The organism is Winogradskyella epiphytica (assembly GCF_003217215.1).
Taxonomy (GTDB): Bacteria; Bacteroidota; Bacteroidia; order Flavobacteriales; family Flavobacteriaceae; genus Winogradskyella; species Winogradskyella epiphytica.
Window position 1 is genome coordinate 90,019 of the sequence record NZ_QJTD01000006.1, and the last position, 26,539, is coordinate 116,557.

Sequence of the window (26,539 nt, forward strand, 5' to 3'; positions counted from 1 at the left end):
ATAAAGACTATCCGTAATTTCACAGCTTCAAAAATTTATAGTTTGGAAAAGTATCTTAGTCAGCTTAACGAAGCACAATTAGCACCTACAATTCAGGTAAATGGCCCAATGATCATCATTGCTGGTGCCGGTTCTGGTAAAACACGAGTTCTTACATATCGCATTGCTTATTTGATGAGCAAAGGAGTGGACTCTTTTAATATTTTAGCCTTGACCTTTACCAATAAGGCCGCGAAAGAAATGAAAGAGAGAATCGCTCAAATTGTTGGCGATGGTGAGGCAAAAAACTTGTGGATGGGCACCTTTCACTCGGTATTTGCAAAGATTTTACGTTTTGAAGGGCATCATTTAGGCTTTCCGAGCAATTTCACAATCTACGATACACAAGATTCTCAAAAATTAATGGGTTCCATTATTAAAGAAATGGGACTCGATAAAGATATTTATAAGACTAAGCAGGTTTATAGTCGAATCTCATCTTATAAGAACAGTTTAATTACGGTAAAGGCTTACTTCAAAAACCCGGAACTTATGGAAGCTGATGCTATGGCAAGGCGACCAAGAATGGGGGAGATTTATAAAGAATATGTAGACCGCTGTTTTAAAGCTGGCGCTATGGATTTTGATGATTTATTGCTTCGAACAAATGAGTTATTAACGCGTTTTCCAAATGTTCTAGCGCAATATCAAGATAAGTTCCGCTATATCTTAGTTGATGAGTACCAAGATACCAACCATTCACAATATTTAATTGTTAGAGCTTTAGCAGATCGTTTTCAGAATATTTGTGTGGTAGGTGATGATGCTCAAAGTATCTATGCTTTCCGTGGTGCAAACATCAATAATATTTTGAATTTCCAAAAGGATTACGATAATGTAAAAATGTATCGCTTAGAACAGAATTATCGTTCTACCAAAAATATTGTTGGTGCTGCAAACTCAGTTATTGAACATAACAAAACCAAACTTGATAAAGTCGTTTGGACAGCCAATGATGTTGGTGAAAAAGTGATTGTTCATAGAGCGTTAACCGATGGTGATGAAGGTAGGTATGTAGCAAGTACCATTTGGGAAACTAAAATGAATCAGCAGCTTAATAATAATGACTTTGCTGTTTTATATAGAACGAATGCCCAATCGAGGGCTATTGAAGATGCCTTAAGAAAACGAGATATTCCATATCGTATTTATGGAGGTTTATCATTCTACCAAAGAAAAGAAATTAAGGACGTTACAGCTTATTTGCGTTTAATTCTGAATTCAGCTGATGAAGAAGCTTTAAAACGTGTGATTAACTATCCTGGAAGAGGAATCGGTCAGACAACTATAGATAGGTTGATCGTTGCCGCAAATCAGACAGGAAAGACCATTTACGATGTTATAAAAGACATCGATTCCGTGCCTATAAACATTAATAACGGAACTAAAAATAAACTTAGAGACTTCGTAACGCTTATTGAAAGCTACAAGGTGATGAATCAAACAGCTAACGCTTTTGATTTAGCTGAACATGTCACTAAAACCTCAGGTTTAATTAGAGAATTAAACAAAGATGGAACTCCTGAAGGGGTGACACGTATGGATAACGTTCAAGAATTACTGAATGGTATTAAAGATTTTGTTGAAGGACAAATGGAGTTAGCCGATGCAGGAGATTCTTTAGCTGAATTTTTAGAAGATGTTGCCTTAGCAACAGATATGGATGCCGATAAAGGCGATCCGGATCATGTGGCGTTAATGACCATTCACTTGGCTAAAGGTTTGGAGTTCGGACACGTGTTTATTGTAGGTATGGAAGAGGATTTATTCCCAAGTGCCATGAGTATGAATACACGTAGTGAGCTCGAAGAGGAACGCCGTTTGTTTTACGTTGCTCTAACAAGAGCTGAAAAACAAGCCTATTTAACTTATACGCTTTCTCGTTACCGTTGGGGTAAATTGATAGATGCAGAGCCAAGCCGATTTATTGAAGAAATAGACGAGCAGTTTGTAGATATTACGACTCCTTTAAAGGAGCGTTTTAATCCGATGTTAGACCCTTCAATATTTGATGATGTAGAGCCTAATAGAGTGCGATTTGCTAAACCAAAAACGGCTAAAATCAAAAAGAAGGAACCTAAAAAACAGCCAGAGAAATTTCAAATTAGTACCCCTAAGAAATTAAAACCTGTTTCTAAAACGGAAAAGGCTCCAAGTTCTTTCGACACCAAATTAGTCGTTGGAGATACTGTGAACCATCAACGTTTTGGTAGAGGAGAAGTAATGAAAATTGAAGGTTCTGGTGGTGATATTAAAGCTGAAATCAAATTTCAAAATGGTGCTACTAAGAAACTACTTCTTCGTTTTGCAAAACTTGAAATTTTAAGAACTAAGTAAGTTTACAAATGTGTTTCTATAAAGGCTTGTAGCTTAATAGTCGTATCTAGTAAGTTGAGTCCAAGCCATCCATGACCTTCATTAGGGTACAGGGTGAATTCGTGAGTTATATTTAGCTCTGCTAATTTATCACGCATCATGGTACCCTGAGTTGTTGGAATTAACGGATCTTGACCTCCATAAAATAATATGGTTGGAGGTGCTGATGCGCTTACTCTGTGATAAGGGCTTACCTCTTCAAGAAATTCAGTTGTTGTATCAATTCCAAAGGTGTCTAAAAGCTCTTGTAGTAAAGGATTGTTGTTTTCTAAATAGGCAGGATCAGTAAAGTTTGTTGGGCCTACTACACTACAAACCATATTTACTTGATGGTTCACATCAAATGCATAACTCCATAATAATGATAAATGAGCACCTGCACTAACACCTACAAAACCTAATGTGTTAGAAATAGTATAATAATCTTGTTGCTCTTGAAGGTGATTTACAACGCTCGTAATATCATCAATTTGCATAGGGTAAGGTTGATTTTCTTCATCAGCTAAACGGTAATTGATATTAACTACAGCATAATCTGGCATGTTTTCCTTTATATATTCTTTAAAGCCGTTCATATCGGATTTGTCTCCAGTAGTCCATCCGCCACCATGTACTAATAGCACTGTTTTAGTTGCAACAGTTCGATTGGCTGGTAGGTATAAGTCGAAAACCTGATCGTTATCTTCACCATAAGAAATGTTCAATTGTTCATGCGCTTCTAGAGGGTTTAGAACCATAGGGCCATTGTCACCAGAATCATCCGATGAACAAGAAACGACTACTGAAATTGAAAGAAAAAAGAGGAAAATTGATTTTAGATGGTTCATATTGAAAATTATAGTTACTTTGTATAAACGTATTTGAAAGGTATTTATTATGGCTGAATTTTTAAAGATATATCCGGAAAACCCGAATCCAAAAGCGATTCAGAAAGTAGTGAAGGTATTAAAAAATGGTGGATTAATAATCTATCCAACAGATACTGTTTATGGTTTGGGCTGTGATATTACGAATATTAAAGCATTAGAGCGTATTGCACAAATTAAAGGCGTTAAGCTTGAAAAGTCTAACTTTTCATTTGTTTGTGAGGATTTAAGCAATCTTAGTGACTATGTAAAGCAAATTGATACCACTACCTTTAAAATTTTAAAACGTGCCTTACCTGGTCCGTATACCTTTATTTTACCGGGTTCTAAAAACTTGCCTAACCCCTTCAAAAAACGTAAAACTGTAGGTATTAGAGTTCCAGATAATTCTATTGCCTTAGCTTTAGTCGCTGGCTTAGGAAATCCAATTGTTTCTACCTCTATAAGAGATGAGGATGATGTTTTAGAGTATACCACTGATCCCGAATTAATTCTTGAGAAGTGGGATAATCTTGTAGATTTAGTTATTGATGGAGGTTATGGTGATAATGAAGCTTCAACTGTTATCGATTTATCTGAAGACGAGCCTATTGTGGTTAGAGAAGGGAAAGGGAGTTTGGAGATTTTCTAACCTTTCTGTACGTCTATTAGGTATCATTCTGGTTTCTTCATTATTTCAATTAACCATCTTGATCTTTAGAAATAAGATGAGTTTTTGATGTTTTATATCTAAGTTTTATCAATTCAATGTATTCGGAGTCAGTACGGAGTCAATACGGAGTCACTTCGGAGTCACTATGGCCTTAGAATGAACATTCTCTTTTCTTATTATAAACGATTAGGTATGGTTTTTAAGCCTTAATTCGAATTGGTTTTTTTACACTATAGAATAAGATCAAGGCAATCACACCTGTAATAAGAAAACCTATAAATAGTGGTAAAACAGATGTTGTTACAAAACTTCCTATATAGTTAGCAATTGGTACGGCCATTACTGTTGAAATAAATCCGTTTAAGGCAGACCCAATACCTGCAATATGACCCATAGGCTGCATAGCCAAAGCTCTGTAGTTTCCAAATAAGAAAGCTATACTAGTAAATTGCAGCATTAGAAATGCCATCAATACTTCAATAGGAGGGTTTACGCCTGACCAAAATAGTACGACATAGATTAAGGAGATAGTTACAAATGATAATAAGGCGATATTCACCAAATTCCACATTCCAAAGCGCATCACAATTGCACTGTTTAAAAAGGTAGCCAAACCAATGGTTACGGCTAAACTCGCAAAAATATATGGGAAGTACTCGCCTAGGTCGTATTGCACTTGGAATATTTGCTGTGAGGTACTTAAATACACCATAAAAGAACCCGTTGCTAAACCGGACAATAAGGTGTAAATCACAGAAGATTTTAATCTGAAAAATGTCACTGCTCCAGAAAGGAATAACGAAAGTCTAAACGACTTTTGATGATCGTCCTTAAGTGTTTCCGGTTGTCGCCTCCAAAACCATATAATTATTAAAAGGCCAAAGGCTAAGTTAACGGTGAAAATGGACTTCCAGCCGAAATGGATGAGCAAAAACTGACCTAACATAGGGGCAATAACAGGTACTAAAATAAAGGTCATGGTTACAATTGAAAGTACTTTTGCCATATGGTCTCCGCTAAAGGAGTCTCTTACTATAGCTACACTCATAGTTCGTGGGGAAGAAAGACCAACGCCTTGTAAAACACGACCGAAAAGCATGACTTCAAAGTTTTTTGTCGTGATACAGATAATAGATGCCAGTACAAAAACTCCAAATCCGAAATAGACCATTGGCTTTCGCCCAAAACTATCTGATAAGGGGCCAAATACCAATTGTCCAAAACCTAAACCTAAGAAAATTGCTGTTATAAGTTTTTGGTTCTCGGTGTCACCTAAGCTGTTGAGATAGTCACCGATTTCCGGTAAAGCAGGCAAAACTGCATCAATGGAAAGTGCCACAATAGACATTAAGGCTGCCATTAAGGTTACAAATTCTAATTGAGAACGTTTTTGATTTTGCATGGCGCAAAAATAGTTTAATTATTAAAGAAAGAGGAAGAGGATACGCGCTAAATAATGAGAATCTTCTTAATTAAATTTGTACGAAGCAACTAAAAAGCTAATCATTTATTAATACGATATTCCAAGCACTTAGGACGTATATTTGTAGAAAACAAAACGACATGCAGCATTTAAAAGACCGTCCTAAAGATTCCAAAAAAAGAAAACCAAAAGTGACTATGGCGAGTGCTTTTAAAACCATTATTTGGCCACGACGAAAGTTAGTCTTTATTGGTTTAATTCTTATTGTAATTCGCAGTCTGTCTGGATTAATTCTACCATGGCAATCAAAGGTGCTTTTAGATGATGTAGTCCCAAATAAAGATGTTGATGGCCTTTATATGCTTATAGGAATTGTCCTCACGGCGATATTGGTTCAGTCTGTCACCTCGTTTTTATTGACACGAATTTTAAGTGTACAAGCCCAGTATCTCATCTCAGAGTTAAGAGCTCAAGTACAGAAGAAAGTTTTGTCCTTACCGATAAGCTTTTTTGATAGCACCAAATCAGGAGCACTTGTTTCTCGTATTATGACTGATGTAGAAGGTGTTCGTAATTTAATAGGAACAGGTTTGGTGCAGCTTGTAGGTGGCTCTTTTACTGCCATTGTCTCTTTGATTATTTTAATAAAGCTAAATGCATGGATGACTTTATTCGTATTTGTGCCCTTATCATTATTCGGAATAGTTGCTTTAAAAGCATTTAAATATATTCGACCTGTTTTTAGAAACCGAGGAAAAATTAATGCTGAGGTTACAGGGCGTTTAACAGAAACACTGGCAGGCGTTCGTGTGATTAAAGCTTTTAATGCCGAAGATCAAGAAAATAAAACCTTCGAAGTAGGTGTTGAGCGCTTGTTTCAAAATGTAAAAAAGAGCTTAACAGCAACGGCTTTAATGACCAGTTCTTCAACCTTCTTAATTGGTGTAGCCACTACAGGTATTATGGGAATTGGTGGGTATTATATGATTGATGGCAGTATGACCACAGGTGAATTTTTATTCTTTACACTGATTTTAGGTTTTATGATTGCGCCAATTGTTCAGATGAGCAATATTGGTAGTCAGTTAACCGAAGCTTTAGCAGGATTAGATCGTACAGAAGAATTAATGAATATTGCCGCTGAAGATGAACAAGAAGATCGAACAATAGAATTAGAAAAGGTAAAGGGCGATATTAAATTCAAGGATGTGTCATTTGAATATGAAGAAGGGAAACCTATTCTTCACCATATAGATTTTGAAGCACCATCAGGTTCAGTAACGGCCTTGGTTGGAAGTTCAGGTTCTGGGAAGTCGACCATTGCGGGCTTATCTGCTACATTTTTAAATCCGCAATCCGGACAAATTACCATTGATGGTCATGATTTATCTAAGGTGAAGTTGAGTAGTTTCAGGCAAAATCTTGGTGTGGTTTTACAAGATGAGTTTCTGTTTGAAGGCAGCATAAGAGAAAACATTATGTTTCCGCGACCTCATGCGACTGAAGAACAACTTCAACATGCTGTAAAAGCCGCTTATGTGAATGAGTTTACAGATCGTTTTGAAGATGGTTTAGAAACTTTAATTGGCGAACGAGGTGTAAAACTTTCAGGAGGACAACGTCAAAGAATCGCTATTGCAAGAGCAATTTTAGCCGATCCAAGAATCATCATTTTAGACGAAGCGACCTCCAATTTAGATACAGAGAGTGAAGGCATGATTCAAAAGAGTTTATCGGAACTTACCAATGATAGAACAACCATTGTTATTGCTCACCGATTAAGTACCATTAAAAGAGCCGATCAAATTTTAGTTATAGAATCAGGTCGTATTGCAGAACGAGGGACTCATGATGAATTGTTAAATCTAAAAGGACGTTACTACGATTTATACACCTATCAAGCGAAAATATAGAAGTTTAAAAAACTTCAATTTTAATAAATTTCTCATTTTTAACTATTGAACATGGCATTTTTGTCTTCGAATGATTTAAATGTTAACGCAATAGATTAAATTACGTATCAAATTGATTTTAAAAAACTTAAAAAAGATACATTTGTTTTTACTAAACCTCATTTCAAAATGAAAACCTTTATTTGCTTAATTTTTAGCTTATTTTTATTTCAAAGTTTATCTGCCCAAAAGTTATCTAATTCTCAAATTTCTTCATTGATTGAATCTTATAAAGAAGACATCAGAGGACCTTACCATCGTATCAAGTGGTTTTGTAAGGATGGCAGTGTAAGAGAGCCAAAAGATCCATGTCCTGATAATATTGGAGGCGGCATTCAACATGCAACATTTAAAACTTCAGCTTTAAATTTAAGAAAGACGAATCAATTGTATTTTGCTGAAATATTAGCTTCAAACGATATTAAGGCTTTTCTGAATAAAGACGATAATTATAATAGACTAAAGCAATACCAACTCAATAAATACTTAGCGAGTGTCGATGACGGTTGGATTTTAAGAAAGGGGCAATTTTACAGAGGAGCGCTTCAGTCTGAAGACGAAGAAGCTTGGGGAAGAACATTTTTTGAAACTGTGTTAAAGAATGACGAATTTATTCACAGCAACTACTATTTAATTAAGCAGGCATTAAAGGATATTCCACATAACGGTGATACAAATATTGCACAATTAATGAGAAGCCAATCGAAGGTGATTTCAGAAGATTATACGGCCTTTATGGATTTAAGAATTAAAATTCACGGTCAGCCGGAAGCTTCAGATGTTTCTAAAGTTGAACAATTTTATAGCCATCATAAATATAAATTATCAGAGGAACTTCAAAAGGATTTTGACGAGTTAATTCAGACGATGAAGGCCAATTATGCGCCTTTAGATATTTCGAAATTTGAAGAGCGAATCAATAAGCTTCCAAAATCTAATGCTGTTACGGAACATTTATTAGATTTCATCACGTCAAATAAAGACACGAGACCTACAGTTATCATTCCTAATATTACGGAAGCGTTACATGCTATTCGATCTGGACTTACCTCGTATTCCTCTTCAAAAAACAGGTTGGAAGTTTTAGATATATCGAACGACTTAGAGCATTATTTATTGACAAAAGCACAAGAATGGCAACCCGAAAATCTTCAAGGGAATTTATATAAAATTATGACTTTGGTTTGTGCAGCCAACGGCACAGGATTAATTGAAGATTGGGAATACAATGCTATAGAAACTCAATTAGTAGACATTTACACGTCGGAGGATTTAAATGTTGAAAAATTATCTGAATTTCTAACAATTTCACGCAGTGTCGTAGAGTGGAGTGCAGCCATGGCAAAAGCTAACTATATCGATGTGGTAAATACTTATACTGCCTTTGAGCCTTTGGCTTATGGGTTTATTGACGATAGAGTGAGAAGTAGCGTGGCTTTGAGTTTAGGTGAAGCCGTAAGTCGATTAGGAAGTTTTTTCGCTGATATCACGAATTTAAATAATGCTGTTCTTAACTTGAAGAACGCCTCTAGCTTTAGAGGTTTAAACCCAGGTTATGCTTTTGGAGAATTAGTGGTGGTTGATGGCAACCCGGATGAGATTGAAGTCGATTCGAAGAAAATTTATGTATTTGAAAGACCGCCTGCCGATTTAAAACCAGTTGCAGGAATTATGACTGTTTCTGAAGGTAATTTAGTATCACACGTACAATTATTAGCTAGAAACTTAGGCATCCCGAATGCGGCTTTGTCTTATGATAACCTAAAAGACTTAAAGTCTTACCATGGAAAGAAGGTATTTTATGCGGTTTCTAATAAAGGAAATTTAGTAGTAAAAACCTCTGATGATATGTCGACCTTAGAAAAGGAGTTGTTCAGTAAACAAGAACGCAGTAAGAACATCGTTGAAGTTCCTGTAGATCAGATTCAATTAGATAAAACGAATGTGATTAATATGCGTGATGTAGATGCTAATGATTCTGGTAAGTTCTGTGGTCCAAAAGCGGCGAATTTAGGAGAACTTAAAAAAATGTTTCCAGAGAATGTGGTGGAAGGTTTAATCATTCCTTTTGGAATATTTAGAGCACATATGGATCAGCCAATGCCAAATCAATCTAAGTCGTATTGGACCTATCTCAACGACACTTTTAACAAAGCGAAGCAAATGCAAGCGGATGGTTCAAGTGAGTCTGAAGTTGAAGCCTTTCAATTAGCCGCCTTAGATCACTTACATAAAGCTATAATTAATATTCCTTTACAGGCCGAATTTGTTTCAGACTTAAAAAAACAATTCAAGTCCACTTTTGGAAATTCACTTGGAAACGAGCCTGTGTTTTTAAGAAGTGATACGAATATGGAAGACTTAAAGGAATTTACAGGGGCTGGATTGAATCTTACACTTTTCAACATTTTAAAAGAAGACGAAATATTGAATGGAATAAAGCGTGTTTGGGCTTCAGCATATACAGAACGAAGCTTTAAGTGGAGACAGAAATATTTATCGAATCCGGAAAATGTATTCCCTTCAATTTTAATTATTCCAAGTGTAGATGTGGACTATTCTGGAGTTATGATTACAAAAGGTATTAATTCAGGAAATGATGACGATTTAACCGTAGCTTTTAGTCGTGGCGCAGGTGGAGCCGTAGATGGTCAATCGGCAGAAACACGATTAATCACTAAAACCTACACACAGTTATTAACGCCTGCACGTCAACCTGATTATATTCGTTTACCTAAAACTGGTGGAACTAAAAAGTATGAAACTGGATTTGACTCTCCAATTCTTAATGCTCAGAATATTGAAGATACTAAAGCCATGGCAAAGAAGGTAAGGGATAAAATGGATCCTGAGTCGACTTCAAAATCGCAGGCTTATGATGTGGAGTTTGGATTTCAGGATAATAAGTTATGGTTATTTCAAATCCGTCCTTTTGTTGAAAATAAAAGTGCTAAGAGTTCTGAGTATTTAGCCTCTATAGCACCACAGATTGATTTAAAGCAAGCTGTTAATCGTAAAACAAAATTATAATGAGAAAAGTATACATCATATTGGCTGTTGTCGCCATTTCAATTTCGTTTGGATTCACCACCATGTATCCCATAGATGGTTTTAAGCGTACAGGTATTAAGCGATTGTATCAAATTCAAAAATTTGTGGAAGACAGTGTGCTTTATAAAAGAATTCCATTTGGAGCTTATAAAAAGTTAGAAGACATTAAGCTCAATCTAACTTCGGTTAAAGATAGTATGGATCAAATATTAGTGGAGGATAATGACTTTGCTAAACGTATTAAAAGTCTTTTTCCTAACGGCGCTTATTCTGCAGCTGTTTTAGATATGTCTAATCCTGATGATTTAAAATATGCTGAGTATAGAGAAAATGTAGGTTACCAGCCAGGAAGTGTTGGAAAGTTAGCTGTGCTTAATGCGGTGTTTTATCAAATGGCAAAGATTTGTCCAGATTCTTGGGAAGATCGTGTGATGTATCTTAAAGATATTAGAGTGCCTTCCAGATATTGGGGAACGGGAGATCATCATACAGTGCCTATTTACGATATTGAAAAGGATAAGTTGGTGAAGCGTCAAGTTGTAGCTAGTGATGAATTTTCACTTTACGAATGGTTAGATCATATGGTTTCTGTGAGTAATAACGGAGCCGCAAGCGTCATGTTTAGAGAAGCGATTTTAATGGCTGCATTTGGGCCTGAATATGTAAACATCACTGAAAAACAAGCTGAAACCTATTTTAAAGAAACTCCAAAGGACTCTTTAACTAATTTGGCGCATAGTGTGGTAAATGATCCATTAAGGGAGCTGGGCATCACTGAAGACGAATGGAGGCTAGGTGGTATGTTTACTAGAGGACCGGAAAAGTATGTAGGACGTAAAGGTGGAAGCATAGGAACACCAAAAGGACTTATGAAGTATTTGGTGCGTATAGAACAAGGAACAGCAGTAGACGAAAATTCTAGTTTAGAAATGAAACGTCTGATGTATCTTACCGATAGAAGAATTAGATATGCTAAGTCGCCACGCTTAGACAGTGCCGCTGTTTATTTCAAATCGGGAAGTTATTATAAATGCGATCGAGTAAAGAATCCTAATTGTAGTGCTTACGCTGGGAATGTATTTAATTATATGAATTCTGTAATAACGGTTGAACACGATGATGGTGTAAAGTATATTGTTTGTCTTATGACTAATGTACTCAACCGAAATTCGGCAGGAGCGCATATGTATTTAGCGAGTAAAATAGACGACTTAATTACTCAAGACAATTCAAAGCCTGAAGTGAAAGAAGTGCCTTATAAAGATGATGAGGACACTGGTAATGATGGTTAAATTATCGCTTTACATTGAGCAAGCGTAAAGTCTCTAAAGCATAGGTGCTTACGTCTTTATTTTTGTGAATGATTTGCGATTTTACTAAAGCTATATAGGAGCTGTCGTTAAGTGCTCTTATAAGTTGAAGCACTTCTAATTTCATACGTTTACTACGCCTTTTAAGTAAGTTTCGCAATAATACCTGTTCACTTAATATAGTGAGCTCTAAAGAGGTTTTAGTTAGAGGTTTGTCTTCGTCGACGCTATAATATTCTATAATAGGTAAAATCTGAGTTTTAATTTGGCTCTGTAAAAGATTGTCTAAGAACTCCAACGCATTGACTTGAGCTTCTTTAACATCACTAATGAGTCCGGAATAGCTCACTTTAATATCAGTTTCGTCATAGAGCAGACTTAATAATTTAAAGATAGACTTCAAACTGGTGTGTAGTTGTTCATCCAATACAGCGATAATACTATTTCTAGCGCTTAGAATATCATTTTTTTGATTTTCTGGAAAGCCTTTATCTATTTCAGAATTTACAATGGCTCGCATAGAAGCTAAGGCGTCTAGAGATTCTTTTCCGTATCTGCATTCTCGAACAATTTCCTTCTTTAATCGTCTTTTACTAAAGTATAAGGTGTCATTATTTGTTTTCAATTTGATCAATGCTTTAGTCGCTTCAAATCGTGTATTAACATCTTTACTTTTAAGGAATCCCATCAATACTTTAACGGATCTTTGATTATTAAACGATCGAATCAACAAAGGTAAATAGCGTTTAGCTGCATTATTTAATTCGTCACTCTCTTCTAATTCAATTATCGTTTTGGTGAGGCTAGTACTGTAGTTTTTTAGTGCTTTAATGGCTGCTTTTCTAAATTTTTTCTGAGCTAAGAAATCGATTAGCACTTTGCTGTACCTTTCGTGTGAGGTAATACCAGCAGCTTTAATGGCGTGCTTTACAATATATGGATTTGTGTTTTGAAGGTGTTTGTCAATGTATGTATAATAGGTTTCGTAATTAGAGTTTCCAATAGTTAATAATAACTTCGCAATGTCTGCTTTTCTTTCTTCGCTATTTTCGTTTGATAGTTCTTTCAGTCTTCGTTCAATTCTGTCTTTAAGTTGAAAACGACGTCCTAAACTTTCGTTATCACGAATCTCTTCCGATAGACATAATAGTGCAGCACTTGAGATAAAAGGATCTTTATGGTCTAAATATTCCGTAAAGAAATCGTTTTGTGAAACATTAGAATGTTCTAAAACATAACTTAAAGCGACATGTACTAATTGATCGTCGCTAGAATTAATATAGGGTCTTATTTTATCAATAGCCGCACCTTTATCATGAATATAGAGTTGTTTAATGACTTCAGATTTTACTTTGTTTGAAGGGAAATCTAAAAGTCTAATAATTTCAGGACGTAAGGATTTTATTTTATAAAGACTGAAGCGATCTAGAACGGATAAAATGTCTTTTTCATTATCTGATTGTAGCACTTTTCTTGTAAGCTCTAAAGTCCTCTCTTTTCTCATTTTATCCGTTTGAATACCATTTACATTCAGATTTCTTTGAATATTTTGTCTAAAAGAATTGAAGTAAGCTTCACGTAATTTATATATGAGAATAATCCAGATGAAGGTAAGCAGCAATACTATAATTGTAATATAAGTGGATGGAAGGTCTAAACGTTTTACAAAGAGGAGCAGCATTAAGCCAGCTAATCCTGTAGCTATACTATCTACCGCTACGTCTATAAAGGACTTTGCTTGGTTTTTTATCTGAAAAGGAATTGGCATTATAGATAATTCTACGGCCGCTTTATTTAAGGATTGTTTAAAACTGCCATCGATACCTTTAATGATAATTAAAACCCAAAGTTCTGGGAATGTTAGGAATAGTAAGCTTCCTAAGGCTAATCCCAAGGGTAAGATTAATAAGGTACTTGAAACGCCGAGTTTACTAAGCACTCTGTTAGTTAAAAACAATTGAAGAGCTAGGGCAATAACGTTAAACGATGAAAACCAAAATCCGAAGAAAGATGCTAATTCATCAGGATCAGGAATGGCTTTATTAGCAAAATCACTGAATTGAAAATCGACTAGTTTTGCGACAATTACACCTAATCCAGTAATCAAAGCTAGATATGTAAGATGTCGTGATTTTGATATGATTCTTATGGCAGGTTCATGGGAGTCGCTATCGGCATCTTTACGCTGAGCCCTAACATAAGTGTTGAGTTTTTTAATTCTAAGACTCCAAATCTTTCTCAATATTGGAATACATACCATAAGCAATGCAGCGGCTACAATAATGGCCGTAGCATTACCAAATTTAGAGACAATGATACTTGTTAAATAGCCTCCAAATACGCCACCAGCTATGGCACCAGCACCTATAAAACCAAATAATCGTTTGGCCTCACGAGTATTAAACACAAGATTGGCTAAAATCCAAAACTGTGATGTAGTAATCACTGCAAATAACGAAACTCCAATATAATAGAGGTAGAGGAGCCAATCATTTAAATTGGCGGTTCTTAAGATGATTATAGCTAAAGTGATAAAACTTAAGCTGAAAAAAGTAAGTGAGGTGGTTGTAACTCTAAGAAATGAAAATCGTTTTACCCATTGATTGTAAAAGTATGTGGTGATAACGGCAATAAGAGCGACTAATAAATAACCAAAAGGCAGGTGTTCTGCTCCAAGTTCTGATAAGAATAACGCATTTACAATCGGTTTGATAATCAGTAAAACGGTGATTATCAAAAAGATATAAATTTGCATTAAAAAAGAGATGTGTATTTCACCATCTCTTATACCGAATGTTGTATTTAAAAACTTTCTAATCACTTACTAAAGACTTCACATTTTTTGCTGCTTGTCTAAAGTACGTGCTTTTTTCATTACTTTTTCTAATGGTTTCACTAAATCTCTAATAATTGTTTCACCGTAATCGTTATCTACCAGAGCCACAATGATATATCTTCGTTTTGGACCCCAAACTAAAGCCGAGTCTGAATGGTAACTTCTCCATGAACCCGATTTTCTATAAATATCTGCTTGAGGTGCAATTTGATCGAGTGTATTTACAAACTTATGATGTAATGCAGGATCTTTCATGATTTCTAACATCTCTTTAGAACGTTCATCACTAATTAGATTCCCCATCGCTAATTGATAATAGAAACTACATACTTGTTTAGTCGTTGCCGCATGGCTTAAGTTCTTTAATGGCTCTCTGTTAGTGTCGCCACCTCCGCCATAACGTTTTCCTACCCAAAGTCCACCACCTGTCGCTTCATCATAAAACGCATTTCTTGGAGATCTCACTACCTCTTCAATTTTAGCATAGCCAACACGATCAATCATTCTTGTTGTTGCCTGATTGTTTGATTTGCTGATCATTTGTTTCATATCATCTCGAATTTCAGGCGTATCTTCCAACTCTCCTTTGTCGATGGCATCCATAGATGCTAATAAAACAGCAATTTTAGGTAAGCTTGCGGCATACATCATGTTGTTGTCATTGATGCCTGCGTATTTTATATTCTCAATATTAGTTAAATCGACGATTCCAACCGCCATGGCATTATTGGCCACTAAAACTTTCCAAGATTCATTTTTATTGATCTCATTTTCTAAGATAGTTTGTAGTTGAATGTCTCTTAATTCTCCTATTTGAGCAATAGAATCTTTAGGTTGTATAGGTAATTGAGTATCGTTTGTTTTTCGAATAACTGGAGATGAATCAGCTATTAAATCTTTTGACGAATTTTGCGATTCGCAACTAAATGTAAAAACAAAGAAAAGCAGGAATAAGGTTTTATTCATAAAAATTTTACGTGTTAAATTCATCTATGTACGTGCAAGTTACATAAGATAGATTGCAATAAGTGTTAAATATGGTCTTAAATTTTTCATAATATTCCATATTGAAGTCAAATTTAAGTCATTAGCACCTAGTGATTTACGTGGTAAAATAAAAGTTATGAACTATAATGGAATATTCCCATGTTTACGCTGAGGTCTTGCCACCTCTTTGTTTTCCAACATACTGAATGCTTTAATTAATTTTCGTCTTGTGTTTTGAGGAAGAATGACATCATCTACAAATCCACGTTCAGCTGCGCTATATGGATTAGCGAATAATTTTGCGTATTCAGCTTCTTTTTCCTTCCATTTAGCTTCTTTATCTTCGGCTTTTGAGATTTCACGCTTAAAAATGATCTCTGCAGCACCTTTAGCACCCATAACTGCAATTTCCGCGTTTGGCCATGCAAAATTCATATCAGCACCAATATGTTTTGAGTTCATGACGTCATAAGCACCACCATATGCTTTTCTTGTAATCACCGTAATTCTTGGTACTGTCGCTTCACTAAATGCGTATAATAATTTAGCACCATTGACAATAATACCATTCCACTCTTGATCTGTTCCAGGTAAGAATCCAGGAACATCTTCTAAAACTAGTAAAGGAATGTTGAAGCAATCACAGAAACGAACAAATCGCGCTGCTTTTTTAGAGCTATTTACATCTAAAACCCCAGCTAAGAACATAGGCTGATTAGCTACAATACCAATACTTTTTCCGCCGAGTCTAGCGAAACCAACGATAATGTTTTCGGCAAAGTCACCATGAATTTCATAGAATGAATCCTCGTCGATTATGCCTTCAATCACTTGATGCATATCGTAAGGTTTGTTAGGATTATCTGGTACAATATCAATTAAAGACTCACGAACTTCTTCTTCGAGTTTAAACGGAAGGGCTTCCGGTTTTTCTTTATTACTCTGTGGTAAATAACTTAAGAGTTTTTTGATGTCCTCTAAACATTCTACATCATTAGTTGCTGTTTTGTGTGCAACACCAGATTTTGAGGAATGTACACTCGCACCACCTAATTCTTCACTGGTAACTTCTTCATTTGTTACTGTTTTTACCACGTTAGGGCCAGTGACAAACATATAACTGGTGTCTTGTACCATTAGTGTGAAATCAGTCATTGCTGGAGAATACACCGCGCCACCAGCACAAGGTCCCATTATTGCCGATATTTGAGGAATTACTCCAGAGGCTTGAACATTTCTATAGAAAATATCAGCATAACCCGCTAACGAACGCACACCTTCTTGTATACGCGCGCCACCTGAATCGTTGAGTCCAATTATAGGAGCGCCAACATTAACGGCCATATCCATAATCTTACAGATTTTTTCAGCATGTGTTTCAGATAAAGACCCTCCGAAAACGGTAAAGTCCTGTGCAAAAACATAAACCAATTTACCGTTAACCGTGCCGTATCCTGTAACCACACCATCACCATAAAACTGTTGGTCTTCCATTCCGAAGTCTTTTGTTCTATGCGTTACTAGTGCTCCAATTTCTTCAAAAGATCCATCATCTAATAGGTAGTTGACACGTTCTCTTGCTGTAAGCTTTTTATTTTTATGTTGTTTATCAATTCTAGCTTGTCCACCTCCTAATTTAGCTAAATCTAGTTTTTCGTTTAAGGTTTTTATCTTGTCGTTCATGCTATTATATTTTCTGGCTTTTCTCTTAGGTTAAGCTCTATATGTAATGTTTTTAAAATGTTTGTCGTTAAGTCCTTAGTTTAAGATGACACTTCGATGGCGCTCAACATGAATTCTTTTGAACGGTTAGTCTCTACCAAATGTGACTATAACTAAAACTAGGACTAATTTGGTACTCGTAAAACTTTTTGTTCTTTTAAATACTGTTTCAATGCAATTTTAGCAGCAATTTCTGCTTCCATTTTATGTTGTTCTTCCAAGAGGCTAGGAGAGTAGTATTTCTTCACAAAATGCGTATCGAAGTTTCCACTTTTGAAAGCCTCATGTTCGCAAACAAATCGTCCGAATGGCAAGGTTGATTCTACACCTTTAATATGATACTCTGAAATCGCTTTTACCATAAGTTGAATAGCTTCTTCTCGAGTAGAACCATAGGTGATTAATTTTGAAATCATCGGGTCATAATAAATTGGAATATCCATGCCTTCTTCAAAGCCATTATCAACTCTTATATTTTTGCCTTCTGGTAGTTTATAAACTTCTAGGTTTCCTACGCTAGGTAAGAAGTCGTTCATTGGGTCTTCAGCATAAACGCGAAGTTCTAGAGCGTGACCGTTAATTTTTAAATCATCTTGTTTTATAGGTAATTCTTCACCACGAGCTACTTTTATTTGTAGCTCTACCAAGTCAACTCCAGTAATTAATTCCGTAACAGGATGCTCCACTTGAAGTCTGGTGTTCATTTCCAAGAAATAGAAATTCAGGTTTTCGTCTAATAGAAACTCAACTGTTCCAGCACCAACATAATCACAAGAACGAGCTACATTGATAGCCGCTTGACCCATTTTTTCTCTTAATTCTGGAGTTAATACCGCAGAAGGCGCTTCTTCAACCACTTTTTGGTGACGACGTTGAACAGAACATTCACGTTCGAACAAATGAATAACATTCCCATGGGTATCTGCCATGACTTGAATTTCGATATGTCTCGGAGAAGCCACATATTTTTCAATAAACACAGAGCCATCACCAAATGCCGATTTCGCTTCACTAATCGCTCGATTCATTTGTGATTCAAATTCAGCTTCATTTTCAACAATACGCATGCCTTTACCTCCGCCTCCGGCTGATGCTTTTATTAGAATAGGAAATCCAATGGTAGTGGCAATAGATTTCGCTTCTTGTATATCTGTAATGGCTTCATCGGTACCTGGAACCATGGGAATATCATAAGCTTTTACGGTTTCTTTTGCCGCTAATTTGCTACCCATCACTCTAATTGCTTTAGATCGTGGTCCTATGAATATGATGTTATTAGCTTCGCATAATTCTGCGAAATCAGCATTTTCACTTAGAAAACCATAGCCAGGGTGAATGGCGTCTACTTTAAGGGATTTTGATACCTCTATGATTTTATCGCCTCTTAAATAAGATTCGTTTGAAGGTGCAGGACCAATACATACGGCTTCATCTGCATATTTAACATGAGGTGAGTTACGATCGGCTTCAGAAAAAACAGCGACTGTTTTAATTCCCATTTTTTTTGCAGTTCGCATCACTCTTATGGCGATTTCACCTCTGTTTGCTACTAGTATTTTTTTCATTCTAATGCCTGCTAAAGCAGGTATTTTTTTAATTAAACCTTTGTTCTTTCCCTTAAAATAGGGATTCTTACTATTCCGTAGAAACGGATTATAATTGATTATACTTTAAGTTCTATATCGTTAGGTTGAGTGGTGTTGAAGTCGAATTTAACTTGACTGTGATTTGAGTGGAACTGTACCCAAGTCATCACACACTCAATCTGAAATTAGAACTATTCAAATTCTATCAACAAAGCATTTTTGTCAACTGTTTCTCCTTGCTTTACTTGAATGGATTTTATGATGCCTTCTCTAGGTGAATTAATCACATTTTCCATTTTCATGGCTTCAAGAATCAATAGAGGATCATTTTCTTTAACCTCTTGACCTACTTCAACACTGATTTCAAGAATCAATCCTGGCATAGGTGCTTTTATATCATTCACTTGTTTTGAAGCTCCAATTTCAAAGCCTAAAGCTTCAATTTGTTGGTCTAAAGCATCATAAATATCAACCTCGTAGGTATTGTTATTTACCTTTACGCTGTACCTTTTTTTATTAAAATTGGTAGCTGTAATTTCTACTTTTATAGACTTATTATTTTGAAGGATATGAAACTGATTAGGAGCGGTTTCAATAGCGTCAAGTGTTTCAATATCTTCTTTGGTCACTTCAAAATTATGTGAAGTGATGACTTTTATTTTGTACATAAAAATTAAGTTTAAATGTCTTTAGCAAGTTCGTCGCTAAATCAACTGCAAAATATGAAATTATTCAGGCTTAGTTTATGAATTTTATAAAGATTTAAATTTTGAATTGTTCTGATGGGCTTTAATAGCTTTCCTTGAAAGTATGATTGCAATGGCTAACGACACAAATGCACCAATTGAAATCCCTGGCACAAAATGGATGAATAGGAAAAAGTCGTAGGCTCCATGAAATAAAACAGCAAAAAACAAACCGGTTAAATTTAGAAAGGTTCTGTTCTTTGAGAATTTTGCTTTACCCATAAAATAACCCATAAGTATTCCAAAAGTGGCGTGGGCAGGAACTGCTGTAAAGGCTCTCAATATAGCAATTTCATAGCCACCATCAAGCACATACATGATGTTCTCTGTACAGGCAAAACCCATAGAAACCATAACGGCGTAAATGATTCCATCGTAAGGTTCATTAAATTCTTTTTTAGGTTGAGCATAGTATTTTACAATGACATACTTACTAAATTCTTCAGCTAGAGCCACGACAATGAAGGCTTGGATAAACTGTTGCCAAATGCTAAATGGATCTGTGACGGGAATTAAACGTCCTGTAAAAAAATATAATGCAAATACGATAAAAATACTGATAATGCCACCGAAAAGAAAGCTTGAAATAAGTAGGCGTTTAGGTTCTTTTTCATATTTGTCTTGAACATAAATATATATAAGAATGGCTAAAACAGGAGCAATAGCTGCTATGAGTAAATTCATGGATCAAAAATAATTAAAAAATGGAAATCAGTTCTCTTCGACTTTTGCCATCAATAAAAACATAAACAATATTAGTTATAAAATGACTTGCTAAAACGGCAATGGCCGCACCGGTAACCTGCCAGGTTGGAATTAACAAATAGCATAGAACTAAGTTTGAAAGGCAACCTATGAAAAATCTATAAACGTTTTTTTGTAAGTTGTTTGAGTTGATCAGGTGCTTTTCGTAAATCATTCCTAAGAACACAAAGAGTGGAGCCCAGCAGAAAACAAGTAAAGGTGTTTTAGCTTCCGCATAGTTCTCGGTGAAATAGCTATCTAAAATAGCATCGCCGAATAGGGTATAAAAAACGGCAATTATTAGACCTAAAACAAACATGATTTTTATTAATCGTTTGATTTTTTGAATATACAATTTGAGGTCATTTTTATAAGATTCCGCCAAGGAAGGATATAAGGCGCCTACTATGGAAAATCCAATATTCCAACTTAGCGCTGTGACTAAAAACTGAACACTACCAAAAACCCCATTAGCATGGTCGCCGATATAATATTTTAGAAAAAGTTCGTCTATAGTGATATAAAACATAATTAAGCTATTAGAGACAATAAGCGGAAACGACATCTTTAATAAGGACTTGCTTAATGTCCAAGAAAACAGCCATTTCTTGAACTGAAGATGGTCGTAATGCTTTAAAATAAGAACATAGAGTAAGCCTTGAATGAAAAAATCTAAAACGATGAGCTTCGCGAAATAGGTCACATCTAATTGGTTCTGAACCCCATAATATTGTAATGACACAATGATAATTAAGCTTATAATCTTGGTAAAGAATATAATTTTAGTCCATTTTTTTGCCAACAGATAATACTCAAAAACATCGGTGAGTTTAAATAAATAGCTTAGGGTGATGATAAAGTAAAGCGCTTTTAGTGGACTTGATTCGGTAAAATTAAAATATAAGAATACACCTAAGGCAATAAGGATCCAACTAAATAATCTTAGATAAAAGGCATTGGCCAAGATAAGCTGGCTTCTTTTAGGATGAAAAACGATTTCTCTAATACAGATGGCAGACAAGCCTAAGAAAAATAGTGGTGTAAACATTCCAAGTACGGCTTCTACAAACTTTAGCTTTCCTATATCTACCGTTCCTAAGGCACTGAAGATTTTAGGAACTATGAAAACACCAGAGACAAACTGAATTAATTTTTCTAAAGTAAACCAATTGGTAGCAAGAAAATCCTTTTTACTAAAAACCGAGGTCATGAACATTTTTTAGGTGGTCAAAGATATAAAAACCACTACCTTTTAATCATTTCGAAAAATATTTTTACTTTCGTTTCCAGAATTAAGTATATGACTCCACAGTTTCTTCGACGCTATTATATTTTACGTATTATTTCAAATCCTACGGTTTATGGCGTGGATAAAAATGGGTTTGTCCCATTAAAAGATTTGCAAGATGCTTTAGATCAATTACGTGTAGATAATATTGACGATCCCCTTTACGACAGTTTAAATTTACATAGCCAAAAGACAGTAAAACGCGATTTAAATAAAATTAAGTCGTATTACCAAGTCGTAGTGCTACATAAACGAAATTACGGATACTATATAGACGATTATGAAGTTAATGATGCTTTAAAAGAGACTTACGAAAAAACAGAGCTTTATCTTTTGCATCATCATGCTCATGCCTGGAAAGATTTTGTATCTACATCACGAAGTTCCTTAAGTTCACAAATAGACTTAGTGCCTCTAATTCATGCCATAGAGCAGCAATTTATTATTAAGATGACCTATCACGGATGGTATGATGATGGTTTTCGAACCATATCAGGATTTTTTCAACCCTTACATATCAAAGAGATTAACAAGGCCTGGTATCTAATAGCTCATAATAAGGAATACGGTATTTATCCATTTTGTTTGGATGATCGTGTTAAATCGATGTCGGTAAGCAAACAGCGAGTAAAAGAGCCTATAGTATTTAGTGAAAAAGACTATTTTAAAAATGCCATAGGAATTCTGAAAACCGATATGAAGGCGGAGTGGATTCATTTAAAAGTCGCTAATCATCATTTTAAATATTTAGCGAGCAATCCAATGCATCACTCTCAAAAGATTGTTTCGCCACCTAAAGATCCCGAAACAGAGGCTCTTGATTATAACAATCCTAAAATTTGGGGCGAAATTAAATTGCATGTTGAGCCGAATTATGAGTTTTTAATGGAGATATTAAAATACAATTTATGGGTTAAGGTGGTAAGGCCAGCACATGTTAAAGAGTTTGTTAAGCATCATATTGGTCTTATGATGGCGTATTACGAATAAATAGCTTTAGGAAATAGTAGTGAATGTCCGTGAATTAATATTTAATTATTTGTTTAGGCTACATAAATTACTTCTAAAAGAGCTTCTATATCAAGAAAAATAATAAATATATAGTTAATTGTATAATTGATTGGAAGAGAAAACTTTGCTAAGAAATAATTAAAAATTTAGAATATAACTTTCAAACGGACACATTTTGTCCATGTCAGTTGTATTTTTGCAACAAGAAATTTAAGAGGAGGTTGTCATGGTAATCTCTTTTAAAACTTTCTTATAATAATCACGATTAGATGCCACAAAATAGGGTAGGGTGTCGCTATTTATCAAAAGGGACTTAAAGGTATTGATCGTGACTAGCTGAAAAGCCTCAACCTCACCAGGTTGGGGTTTTAAGTTTTCTAAAGGAACCTTTAATTCGGCAATAAAGATATGATGAAACTCATTATCTACAATTCCATTAGGATAGGACTGGAAGCATTCGAAAACACCAACTTTTTGTAAATCCTTTTCAGAAATATCTAAACTTATTTCTTCTTTTGTTTCTCTAATTGCCGCTTGTTCAACTGTTTCTCCAGCATCTACATGTCCTGCTACTGATACATCCCAAAGTAAAGGGTAAATAAGTTTAGATGCAGCGCGTTGAGATAATAGAATTTTACCATCTTTAGTATAAAACCAAATATGGGCGGTCTTATGGTAATGACCTTTACTATGTATTTCTGATTTTAAAGCTGTTTTACCAGTGCGTTTACCGTCTTTCGTTAGTATGTCTATAATTTCTTCATTCATATCAAAAAAAGCCTCTAAAAAGAGGCTTTGAAAGTTTTGATTGCCAAATTTTATTTAGCGGTTTATTTAAAATACGAAAATGTTTCGCCGTCTTTAATCTTTAATAAAGTTTCATAGATGAGTTTAATCACATTCTCCACGTCTTCTTTATGCACCATTTCAACCGTAGTATGCATATAACGTAAAGGTAATGAAATTAGGGCAGAGGCAACACCACCATTGCTATAAGCAAAAGCATCAGTATCCGTTCCAGTTGCTCTAGATAAAGCCGCACGTTGAAACGGGATTTTCTTTTCTTCAGCTGTATCTGTAATTAAATCTCTTAATTTTTGTTGTACTGCAGGAGCGTAAGCAATAACAGGACCTTTTCCAATTTCAGCATAACCTTGTTTCTTTTGGTCAATCATTGGAGTGGTTGTGTCGTGCGTCACATCTGTAACAATGGCCACATTTGGTTTGATGGTTTGAGTAATCATTTCCGCTCCGCGTAAACCAATTTCTTCTTGTACCGAATTGGTAATATAAAGTCCAAAATCGAGTTTTTGTTTGTTTTCGTGAAGTAATCGCGCCACTTCAGCAATCATAAATCCACCCATTCTATTATCTAGAGCACGACAAACAAATTTGTCCTTGTTTAGAATATGGAACTCATCAGGATAGGTAATAACGCAACCCACATGAACACCCATTTTTTCAACTTCACCTTTATCTTTCGCGCCTATATCAATACAAATGTTATCTGGTTTAGGTGCCTCTTCTTTCGCTTTGCTTCTTGTGTGGATAGCAGGCCATCCAAAAACACCTTTCACAATTCCGTTTTTAGTATGTATATTGACAACTTTACTCGGTGCAATTTGGTGATCACTTCCTCCATTTCTAATGACATAAAGCAATCCATTGTCTGAAATATAGTTCACATACCAAGAAATTTCGTCGGCATGACCTTCAATAACTACTCTGTATTTTGCTTTAGGATTAATTACAGCAACGGCTGAACCGTAGGTATCTGTAATAAATTCGTCTACATATGGTTTTAGGTAGTCCATCCAAATTTTTTGCCCTTCCCATTCATATCCTGTAGGCGACGCATTATTTAAGTATTTTTCTAAAAAGTCCATCGACCTTTTGTTCAGTAATTGTTTTTTTGCCATGAGTTTAAATTTTGCTTAAAAATAATAATATTAATACGAATTTAAGGATATAGCCTTTAAATATTATTAATTTTGAATCTGTACAAAACCGCCATTTTGGAATGGTTTTAGCTCTAAAGATAAGCATGAAACACTTAACTTATATAGTATTATTTTTTTCAATGGTATGTAGTGCTCAAATAGATCCTGTGAAGCAAGATTCTACTGAGGTGCATTATATGATTATTGAAGGCGATTCTATTCCGGTCACCTCTATTGATTTGGATGAAGTTTTGGTGCTGCCTAATTTGAATTTTAAGGATAGAGAAGCACGGATTCGTTATCTCGTTTTAAAACGAAAAACCTTAAAAGTTTATCCTTATGCTAAGCTTGCTGCCGAACGATTAAAGCAATTACAAAATCGGCTAGATAACTTAGAACGAAAGCGAGATAAGAAACGTTATGCTAAGATTATTCAGAATTATATCGAAGATGAGTTCTCAGCTGAACTAAAGAAACTGACAAAAACCGAAGGTCAGATTCTTGTAAAGTTGATTCATAGACAAACTGGGAAAACAACCTTTGACCTCATAAGAGAACTTCGTAGCGGTTGGCGTGCCTTTTGGTTTAATAATACCGCAAGTTTATTTAATATTTCTCTGAAACGTGAATTTAATCCAATTGAAGTCCAAGAGGATTACCTAATTGAAGACATTTTACAACGTGCATTTCAGAATGAAATTTTAAAACGTCAGGAACCAGCTTTTGATATCGACTTCTACGCATGTGTTAATAAATGGTCTGAAGCAAAAAGTTAAAAGTATCCCTATGCGCACCCAAACTAAGCTTGAAGAACAATTAAACGCTCAAACTCATGGTCTTGGTGCTGCCTTAGGTATAGTAGCCTTAATATTGATGATTTTAAAAGTTAATACTAGTGAGCAATGGAGCTTATTTAGTGTTATTGTTTATGGACTTTCAATTATCATCTTATTTTTAGCGTCGACCTTTTATCATTCGGTGAAAGACGAAAAACGTAAACACTACTTTAGAATCGTAGATCATGTGAGTATTTATTTGCTAATTGCAGGTACTTATACACCTGTTCTACTTATCAGTTTACCTGACTCTTTAGGATGGACATTATTTTGGACCGTATGGGGAATAGCAGCTTTTGGTGTAATTTTAAAGCTCTTTTTTACGGGTAGGTTTGAAGTCTTTTCAACACTTTTATACTTGGTTATGGGCTGGTTGATTATTTTTGACTATTCTAATCTATCAGATACTTTAGGGGCAGAAGGTGTAACATGGTTATTTGCGGGAGGATTATTCTACACTATTGGGATTATTTTCTATGTGGTTCAAAAACTACCGTTTAACCATGTGATATGGCATCTATTCGTTTTAGCAGGTGCTATAAGTCATTTTTTTATGGTTTATCTCTATGTGATATAGGCGACCTATTCACATCAATGTTTTCCGATTTACTTCCATTTAATATTACAACCCATACTAGGCTTTTGGTTTGAGCTTATTGGCGTCTTATTGATAAGAGCACTCATTGCTTCCCTTATATCTTTTCCTGTTACGGGTTCATCATTACCTGGTCTAGAGTCATCTAATTGTCCTGCGTAAACTAATTCTAAATCGTCATTAAATAGAAAAAAATCAGGAGTACAAGCTGCGTTATAGGCCTTAGCCACGTCTTGAGTTTCATCGTATAAATACGGGAAAATATAATCGTTATCAATCGCGTTTTTCTCCATTAATTCTGGAGCGTCTTGCGGGTAATTGTCTACATCATTACTTGAAATTGCAATACAATTAATTCCTTTTGAAATATAATCCTTCGCTAACTGGGCCAATTCAGAACTCACATGAATTACATACGGACAATGGTTACAAATAAACATAACTAAGGTGCCTTTTGTACCTTTAAGCTCACTCAGAGACTTTCTGATATCGTCAGTCGTGTCTACTAGGTTGAAGTCAGGAGCTTTTGTGCCTAAAGGTATCATGTTTGATTCTGTTCTCGCCATGGTATTATTTAAT

The 26,539-nt window shown here is 35.2% G+C and carries 20 protein-coding genes; 8 read left to right on the top strand and 12 right to left on the bottom strand.

Annotated elements, in window-relative coordinates:
• The first annotated feature begins 42 nt into the window (after nucleotides 1-42).
• Nucleotides 43-2,376: an ATP-dependent helicase gene (locus tag DFQ11_RS12155; protein ID WP_110476154.1), complete on the top strand. Its 2,334-nt coding sequence runs from the start codon at nucleotides 43-45 to the stop codon at nucleotides 2,374-2,376.
• Between the two features lie 2 nt (nucleotides 2,377-2,378).
• On the opposite strand, the gene DFQ11_RS12160 is transcribed toward DFQ11_RS12155, so the two are convergent.
• Nucleotides 2,379-3,242, bottom strand: coding sequence for an alpha/beta hydrolase (locus DFQ11_RS12160; protein ID WP_110476155.1), 864 nt, complete (start codon nucleotides 3,240-3,242; stop codon nucleotides 2,379-2,381).
• A 49-nt stretch (nucleotides 3,243-3,291) separates the two neighbouring features.
• Here DFQ11_RS12160 and DFQ11_RS12165 point away from each other — a divergent pair, with 49 nt between their 5' ends.
• Nucleotides 3,292-3,912 carry an L-threonylcarbamoyladenylate synthase gene (locus DFQ11_RS12165; protein ID WP_110476156.1) on the top strand — a complete coding sequence of 207 codons (621 nt, stop codon included), beginning with the start codon at nucleotides 3,292-3,294 and terminating at the stop codon, nucleotides 3,910-3,912.
• Between the two features lie 220 nt (nucleotides 3,913-4,132).
• Here the strand turns inward: DFQ11_RS12165 and DFQ11_RS12170 are convergent, their stop codons facing one another.
• Nucleotides 4,133-5,335 carry a multidrug effflux MFS transporter gene (locus DFQ11_RS12170; protein ID WP_110476157.1) on the bottom strand — a complete coding sequence of 401 codons (1,203 nt, stop codon included), beginning with the start codon at nucleotides 5,333-5,335 and terminating at the stop codon, nucleotides 4,133-4,135.
• 161 nt (nucleotides 5,336-5,496) lie between these two features.
• On the opposite strand from DFQ11_RS12170, the gene DFQ11_RS12175 reads away from it, so the two are divergent.
• From DFQ11_RS12175 to DFQ11_RS12185, 3 genes are all read left to right on the top strand, one after another.
• Nucleotides 5,497-7,269: an ABC transporter ATP-binding protein gene (locus tag DFQ11_RS12175; protein WP_110476158.1), complete on the top strand. Its 1,773-nt coding sequence runs from the start codon at nucleotides 5,497-5,499 to the stop codon at nucleotides 7,267-7,269.
• Nucleotides 7,270-7,437: 168 nt separating this feature from the next.
• Nucleotides 7,438-10,338, top strand: coding sequence for a PEP/pyruvate-binding domain-containing protein (locus DFQ11_RS12180; RefSeq protein ID WP_110476159.1), 2,901 nt, complete (start codon nucleotides 7,438-7,440; stop codon nucleotides 10,336-10,338).
• Entirely contained in the window at nucleotides 10,338-11,651 is a 1,314-nt protein-coding gene (locus DFQ11_RS12185; RefSeq protein WP_110476160.1) for a serine hydrolase, read from the top strand. The genes DFQ11_RS12180 and DFQ11_RS12185 overlap by 1 nt, the downstream gene beginning before the upstream one ends.
• Nucleotide 11,652: 1 nt before the next feature.
• Here the strand turns inward: DFQ11_RS12185 and DFQ11_RS12190 are convergent, their stop codons facing one another.
• The 7 genes from DFQ11_RS12190 to DFQ11_RS12220 all read right to left on the bottom strand — a co-directional run bounded on the left by DFQ11_RS12190 (nucleotide 11,653) and on the right by DFQ11_RS12220 (nucleotide 21,500).
• The gene (locus DFQ11_RS12190; RefSeq protein WP_229791291.1) at nucleotides 11,653-14,424 is read right to left on the bottom strand and encodes an Npt1/Npt2 family nucleotide transporter; all 2,772 of its coding nucleotides are present in this window, start codon (nucleotides 14,422-14,424) and stop codon (nucleotides 11,653-11,655) included.
• Between the two features lie 78 nt (nucleotides 14,425-14,502).
• Nucleotides 14,503-15,471, bottom strand: coding sequence for a serine hydrolase (locus DFQ11_RS12195; protein ID WP_110476232.1), 969 nt, complete (start codon nucleotides 15,469-15,471; stop codon nucleotides 14,503-14,505).
• A gap of 162 nt (nucleotides 15,472-15,633) precedes the next feature.
• Nucleotides 15,634-17,175 (bottom strand): acyl-CoA carboxylase subunit beta, encoded by a 1,542-nt coding sequence (locus DFQ11_RS12200; RefSeq protein WP_110476162.1) that lies wholly within the window; start codon nucleotides 17,173-17,175, stop codon nucleotides 15,634-15,636.
• A 164-nt stretch (nucleotides 17,176-17,339) separates the two neighbouring features.
• Nucleotides 17,340-18,779: an acetyl-CoA carboxylase biotin carboxylase subunit gene (gene accC, locus DFQ11_RS12205; RefSeq protein WP_110476163.1), complete on the bottom strand. Its 1,440-nt coding sequence runs from the start codon at nucleotides 18,777-18,779 to the stop codon at nucleotides 17,340-17,342.
• A gap of 212 nt (nucleotides 18,780-18,991) precedes the next feature.
• Nucleotides 18,992-19,468, bottom strand: a complete 477-nt coding sequence (locus tag DFQ11_RS12210; protein ID WP_110476164.1) for an acetyl-CoA carboxylase biotin carboxyl carrier protein subunit — start codon at nucleotides 19,466-19,468, stop codon at nucleotides 18,992-18,994.
• An 84-nt stretch (nucleotides 19,469-19,552) separates the two neighbouring features.
• Nucleotides 19,553-20,230, bottom strand: coding sequence for a PrsW family intramembrane metalloprotease (locus DFQ11_RS12215; protein ID WP_110476165.1), 678 nt, complete (start codon nucleotides 20,228-20,230; stop codon nucleotides 19,553-19,555).
• Between the two features lie 13 nt (nucleotides 20,231-20,243).
• Nucleotides 20,244-21,500 carry a flippase gene (locus DFQ11_RS12220; RefSeq protein ID WP_158525005.1) on the bottom strand — a complete coding sequence of 419 codons (1,257 nt, stop codon included), beginning with the start codon at nucleotides 21,498-21,500 and terminating at the stop codon, nucleotides 20,244-20,246.
• Between the two features lie 90 nt (nucleotides 21,501-21,590).
• Between DFQ11_RS12220 and DFQ11_RS12225 the strand changes: the two genes are divergently transcribed.
• On the top strand, nucleotides 21,591-22,568 hold the full coding sequence (locus tag DFQ11_RS12225) for a helix-turn-helix transcriptional regulator (protein WP_110476167.1): 978 nt from the start codon (nucleotides 21,591-21,593) through the stop codon (nucleotides 22,566-22,568).
• 231 nt (nucleotides 22,569-22,799) lie between these two features.
• On the opposite strand, the gene DFQ11_RS12230 is transcribed toward DFQ11_RS12225, so the two are convergent.
• Together DFQ11_RS12230 and DFQ11_RS12235 are read right to left on the bottom strand one after the other, a co-directional pair.
• Nucleotides 22,800-23,357 (bottom strand): NUDIX hydrolase, encoded by a 558-nt coding sequence (locus DFQ11_RS12230; protein ID WP_110476168.1) that lies wholly within the window; start codon nucleotides 23,355-23,357, stop codon nucleotides 22,800-22,802.
• Nucleotides 23,358-23,419: 62 nt separating this feature from the next.
• The gene (locus tag DFQ11_RS12235; RefSeq protein ID WP_110476169.1) at nucleotides 23,420-24,508 is read right to left on the bottom strand and encodes a M42 family metallopeptidase; all 1,089 of its coding nucleotides are present in this window, start codon (nucleotides 24,506-24,508) and stop codon (nucleotides 23,420-23,422) included.
• Nucleotides 24,509-24,633: 125 nt separating this feature from the next.
• Between DFQ11_RS12235 and DFQ11_RS12240 the strand changes: the two genes are divergently transcribed.
• Both DFQ11_RS12240 and trhA read left to right on the top strand, forming a co-directional pair.
• The gene (locus DFQ11_RS12240; RefSeq protein ID WP_110476170.1) at nucleotides 24,634-25,305 is read left to right on the top strand and encodes a DUF4294 domain-containing protein; all 672 of its coding nucleotides are present in this window, start codon (nucleotides 24,634-24,636) and stop codon (nucleotides 25,303-25,305) included.
• 10 nt (nucleotides 25,306-25,315) lie between these two features.
• Complete coding sequence (gene trhA, locus DFQ11_RS12245) at nucleotides 25,316-25,942, top strand: PAQR family membrane homeostasis protein TrhA (protein WP_110476233.1); 627 nt, start codon at nucleotides 25,316-25,318, stop codon at nucleotides 25,940-25,942.
• A gap of 29 nt (nucleotides 25,943-25,971) precedes the next feature.
• On the opposite strand, the gene DFQ11_RS12250 is transcribed toward trhA, so the two are convergent.
• On the bottom strand, nucleotides 25,972-26,526 hold the full coding sequence (locus DFQ11_RS12250; RefSeq protein WP_110476171.1) for a thioredoxin family protein: 555 nt from the start codon (nucleotides 26,524-26,526) through the stop codon (nucleotides 25,972-25,974).
• Between the last annotated feature and the right edge of the window lie 13 nt (nucleotides 26,527-26,539).

What these genes read in the sequence shown, in the direction of transcription:
- DFQ11_RS12160 (WP_110476155.1), bottom strand. Translation starts at nt 3,242, where the DNA reads ATGAACCATCTAAAATCAATTTTCCTCTTTTTTCTTTCAATTTCAGTA.
- DFQ11_RS12165 (WP_110476156.1), top strand. Translation starts at nt 3,292, where the DNA reads ATGGCTGAATTTTTAAAGATATATCCGGAAAACCCGAATCCAAAAGCG.
- DFQ11_RS12170 (WP_110476157.1), bottom strand. Translation starts at nt 5,335, where the DNA reads ATGCAAAATCAAAAACGTTCTCAATTAGAATTTGTAACCTTAATGGCA.
- DFQ11_RS12175 (WP_110476158.1), top strand. Translation starts at nt 5,497, where the DNA reads ATGCAGCATTTAAAAGACCGTCCTAAAGATTCCAAAAAAAGAAAACCA.
- DFQ11_RS12180 (WP_110476159.1), top strand. Translation starts at nt 7,438, where the DNA reads ATGAAAACCTTTATTTGCTTAATTTTTAGCTTATTTTTATTTCAAAGT.
- DFQ11_RS12185 (WP_110476160.1), top strand. Translation starts at nt 10,338, where the DNA reads ATGAGAAAAGTATACATCATATTGGCTGTTGTCGCCATTTCAATTTCG.
- DFQ11_RS12190 (WP_229791291.1), bottom strand. Translation starts at nt 14,424, where the DNA reads ATGCAAATTTATATCTTTTTGATAATCACCGTTTTACTGATTATCAAA.
- DFQ11_RS12195 (WP_110476232.1), bottom strand. Translation starts at nt 15,471, where the DNA reads ATGAATAAAACCTTATTCCTGCTTTTCTTTGTTTTTACATTTAGTTGC.
- DFQ11_RS12200 (WP_110476162.1), bottom strand. Translation starts at nt 17,175, where the DNA reads ATGAACGACAAGATAAAAACCTTAAACGAAAAACTAGATTTAGCTAAA.
- accC (WP_110476163.1), bottom strand. Translation starts at nt 18,779, where the DNA reads ATGAAAAAAATACTAGTAGCAAACAGAGGTGAAATCGCCATAAGAGTG.
- DFQ11_RS12210 (WP_110476164.1), bottom strand. Translation starts at nt 19,468, where the DNA reads ATGTACAAAATAAAAGTCATCACTTCACATAATTTTGAAGTGACCAAA.
- DFQ11_RS12215 (WP_110476165.1), bottom strand. Translation starts at nt 20,230, where the DNA reads ATGAATTTACTCATAGCAGCTATTGCTCCTGTTTTAGCCATTCTTATA.
- DFQ11_RS12220 (WP_158525005.1), bottom strand. Translation starts at nt 21,500, where the DNA reads ATGACCTCGGTTTTTAGTAAAAAGGATTTTCTTGCTACCAATTGGTTT.
- DFQ11_RS12225 (WP_110476167.1), top strand. Translation starts at nt 21,591, where the DNA reads ATGACTCCACAGTTTCTTCGACGCTATTATATTTTACGTATTATTTCA.
- DFQ11_RS12230 (WP_110476168.1), bottom strand. Translation starts at nt 23,357, where the DNA reads ATGAATGAAGAAATTATAGACATACTAACGAAAGACGGTAAACGCACT.
- DFQ11_RS12235 (WP_110476169.1), bottom strand. Translation starts at nt 24,508, where the DNA reads ATGGCAAAAAAACAATTACTGAACAAAAGGTCGATGGACTTTTTAGAA.
- DFQ11_RS12240 (WP_110476170.1), top strand. Translation starts at nt 24,634, where the DNA reads ATGAAACACTTAACTTATATAGTATTATTTTTTTCAATGGTATGTAGT.
- trhA (WP_110476233.1), top strand. Translation starts at nt 25,316, where the DNA reads ATGCGCACCCAAACTAAGCTTGAAGAACAATTAAACGCTCAAACTCAT.
- DFQ11_RS12250 (WP_110476171.1), bottom strand. Translation starts at nt 26,526, where the DNA reads ATGGCGAGAACAGAATCAAACATGATACCTTTAGGCACAAAAGCTCCT.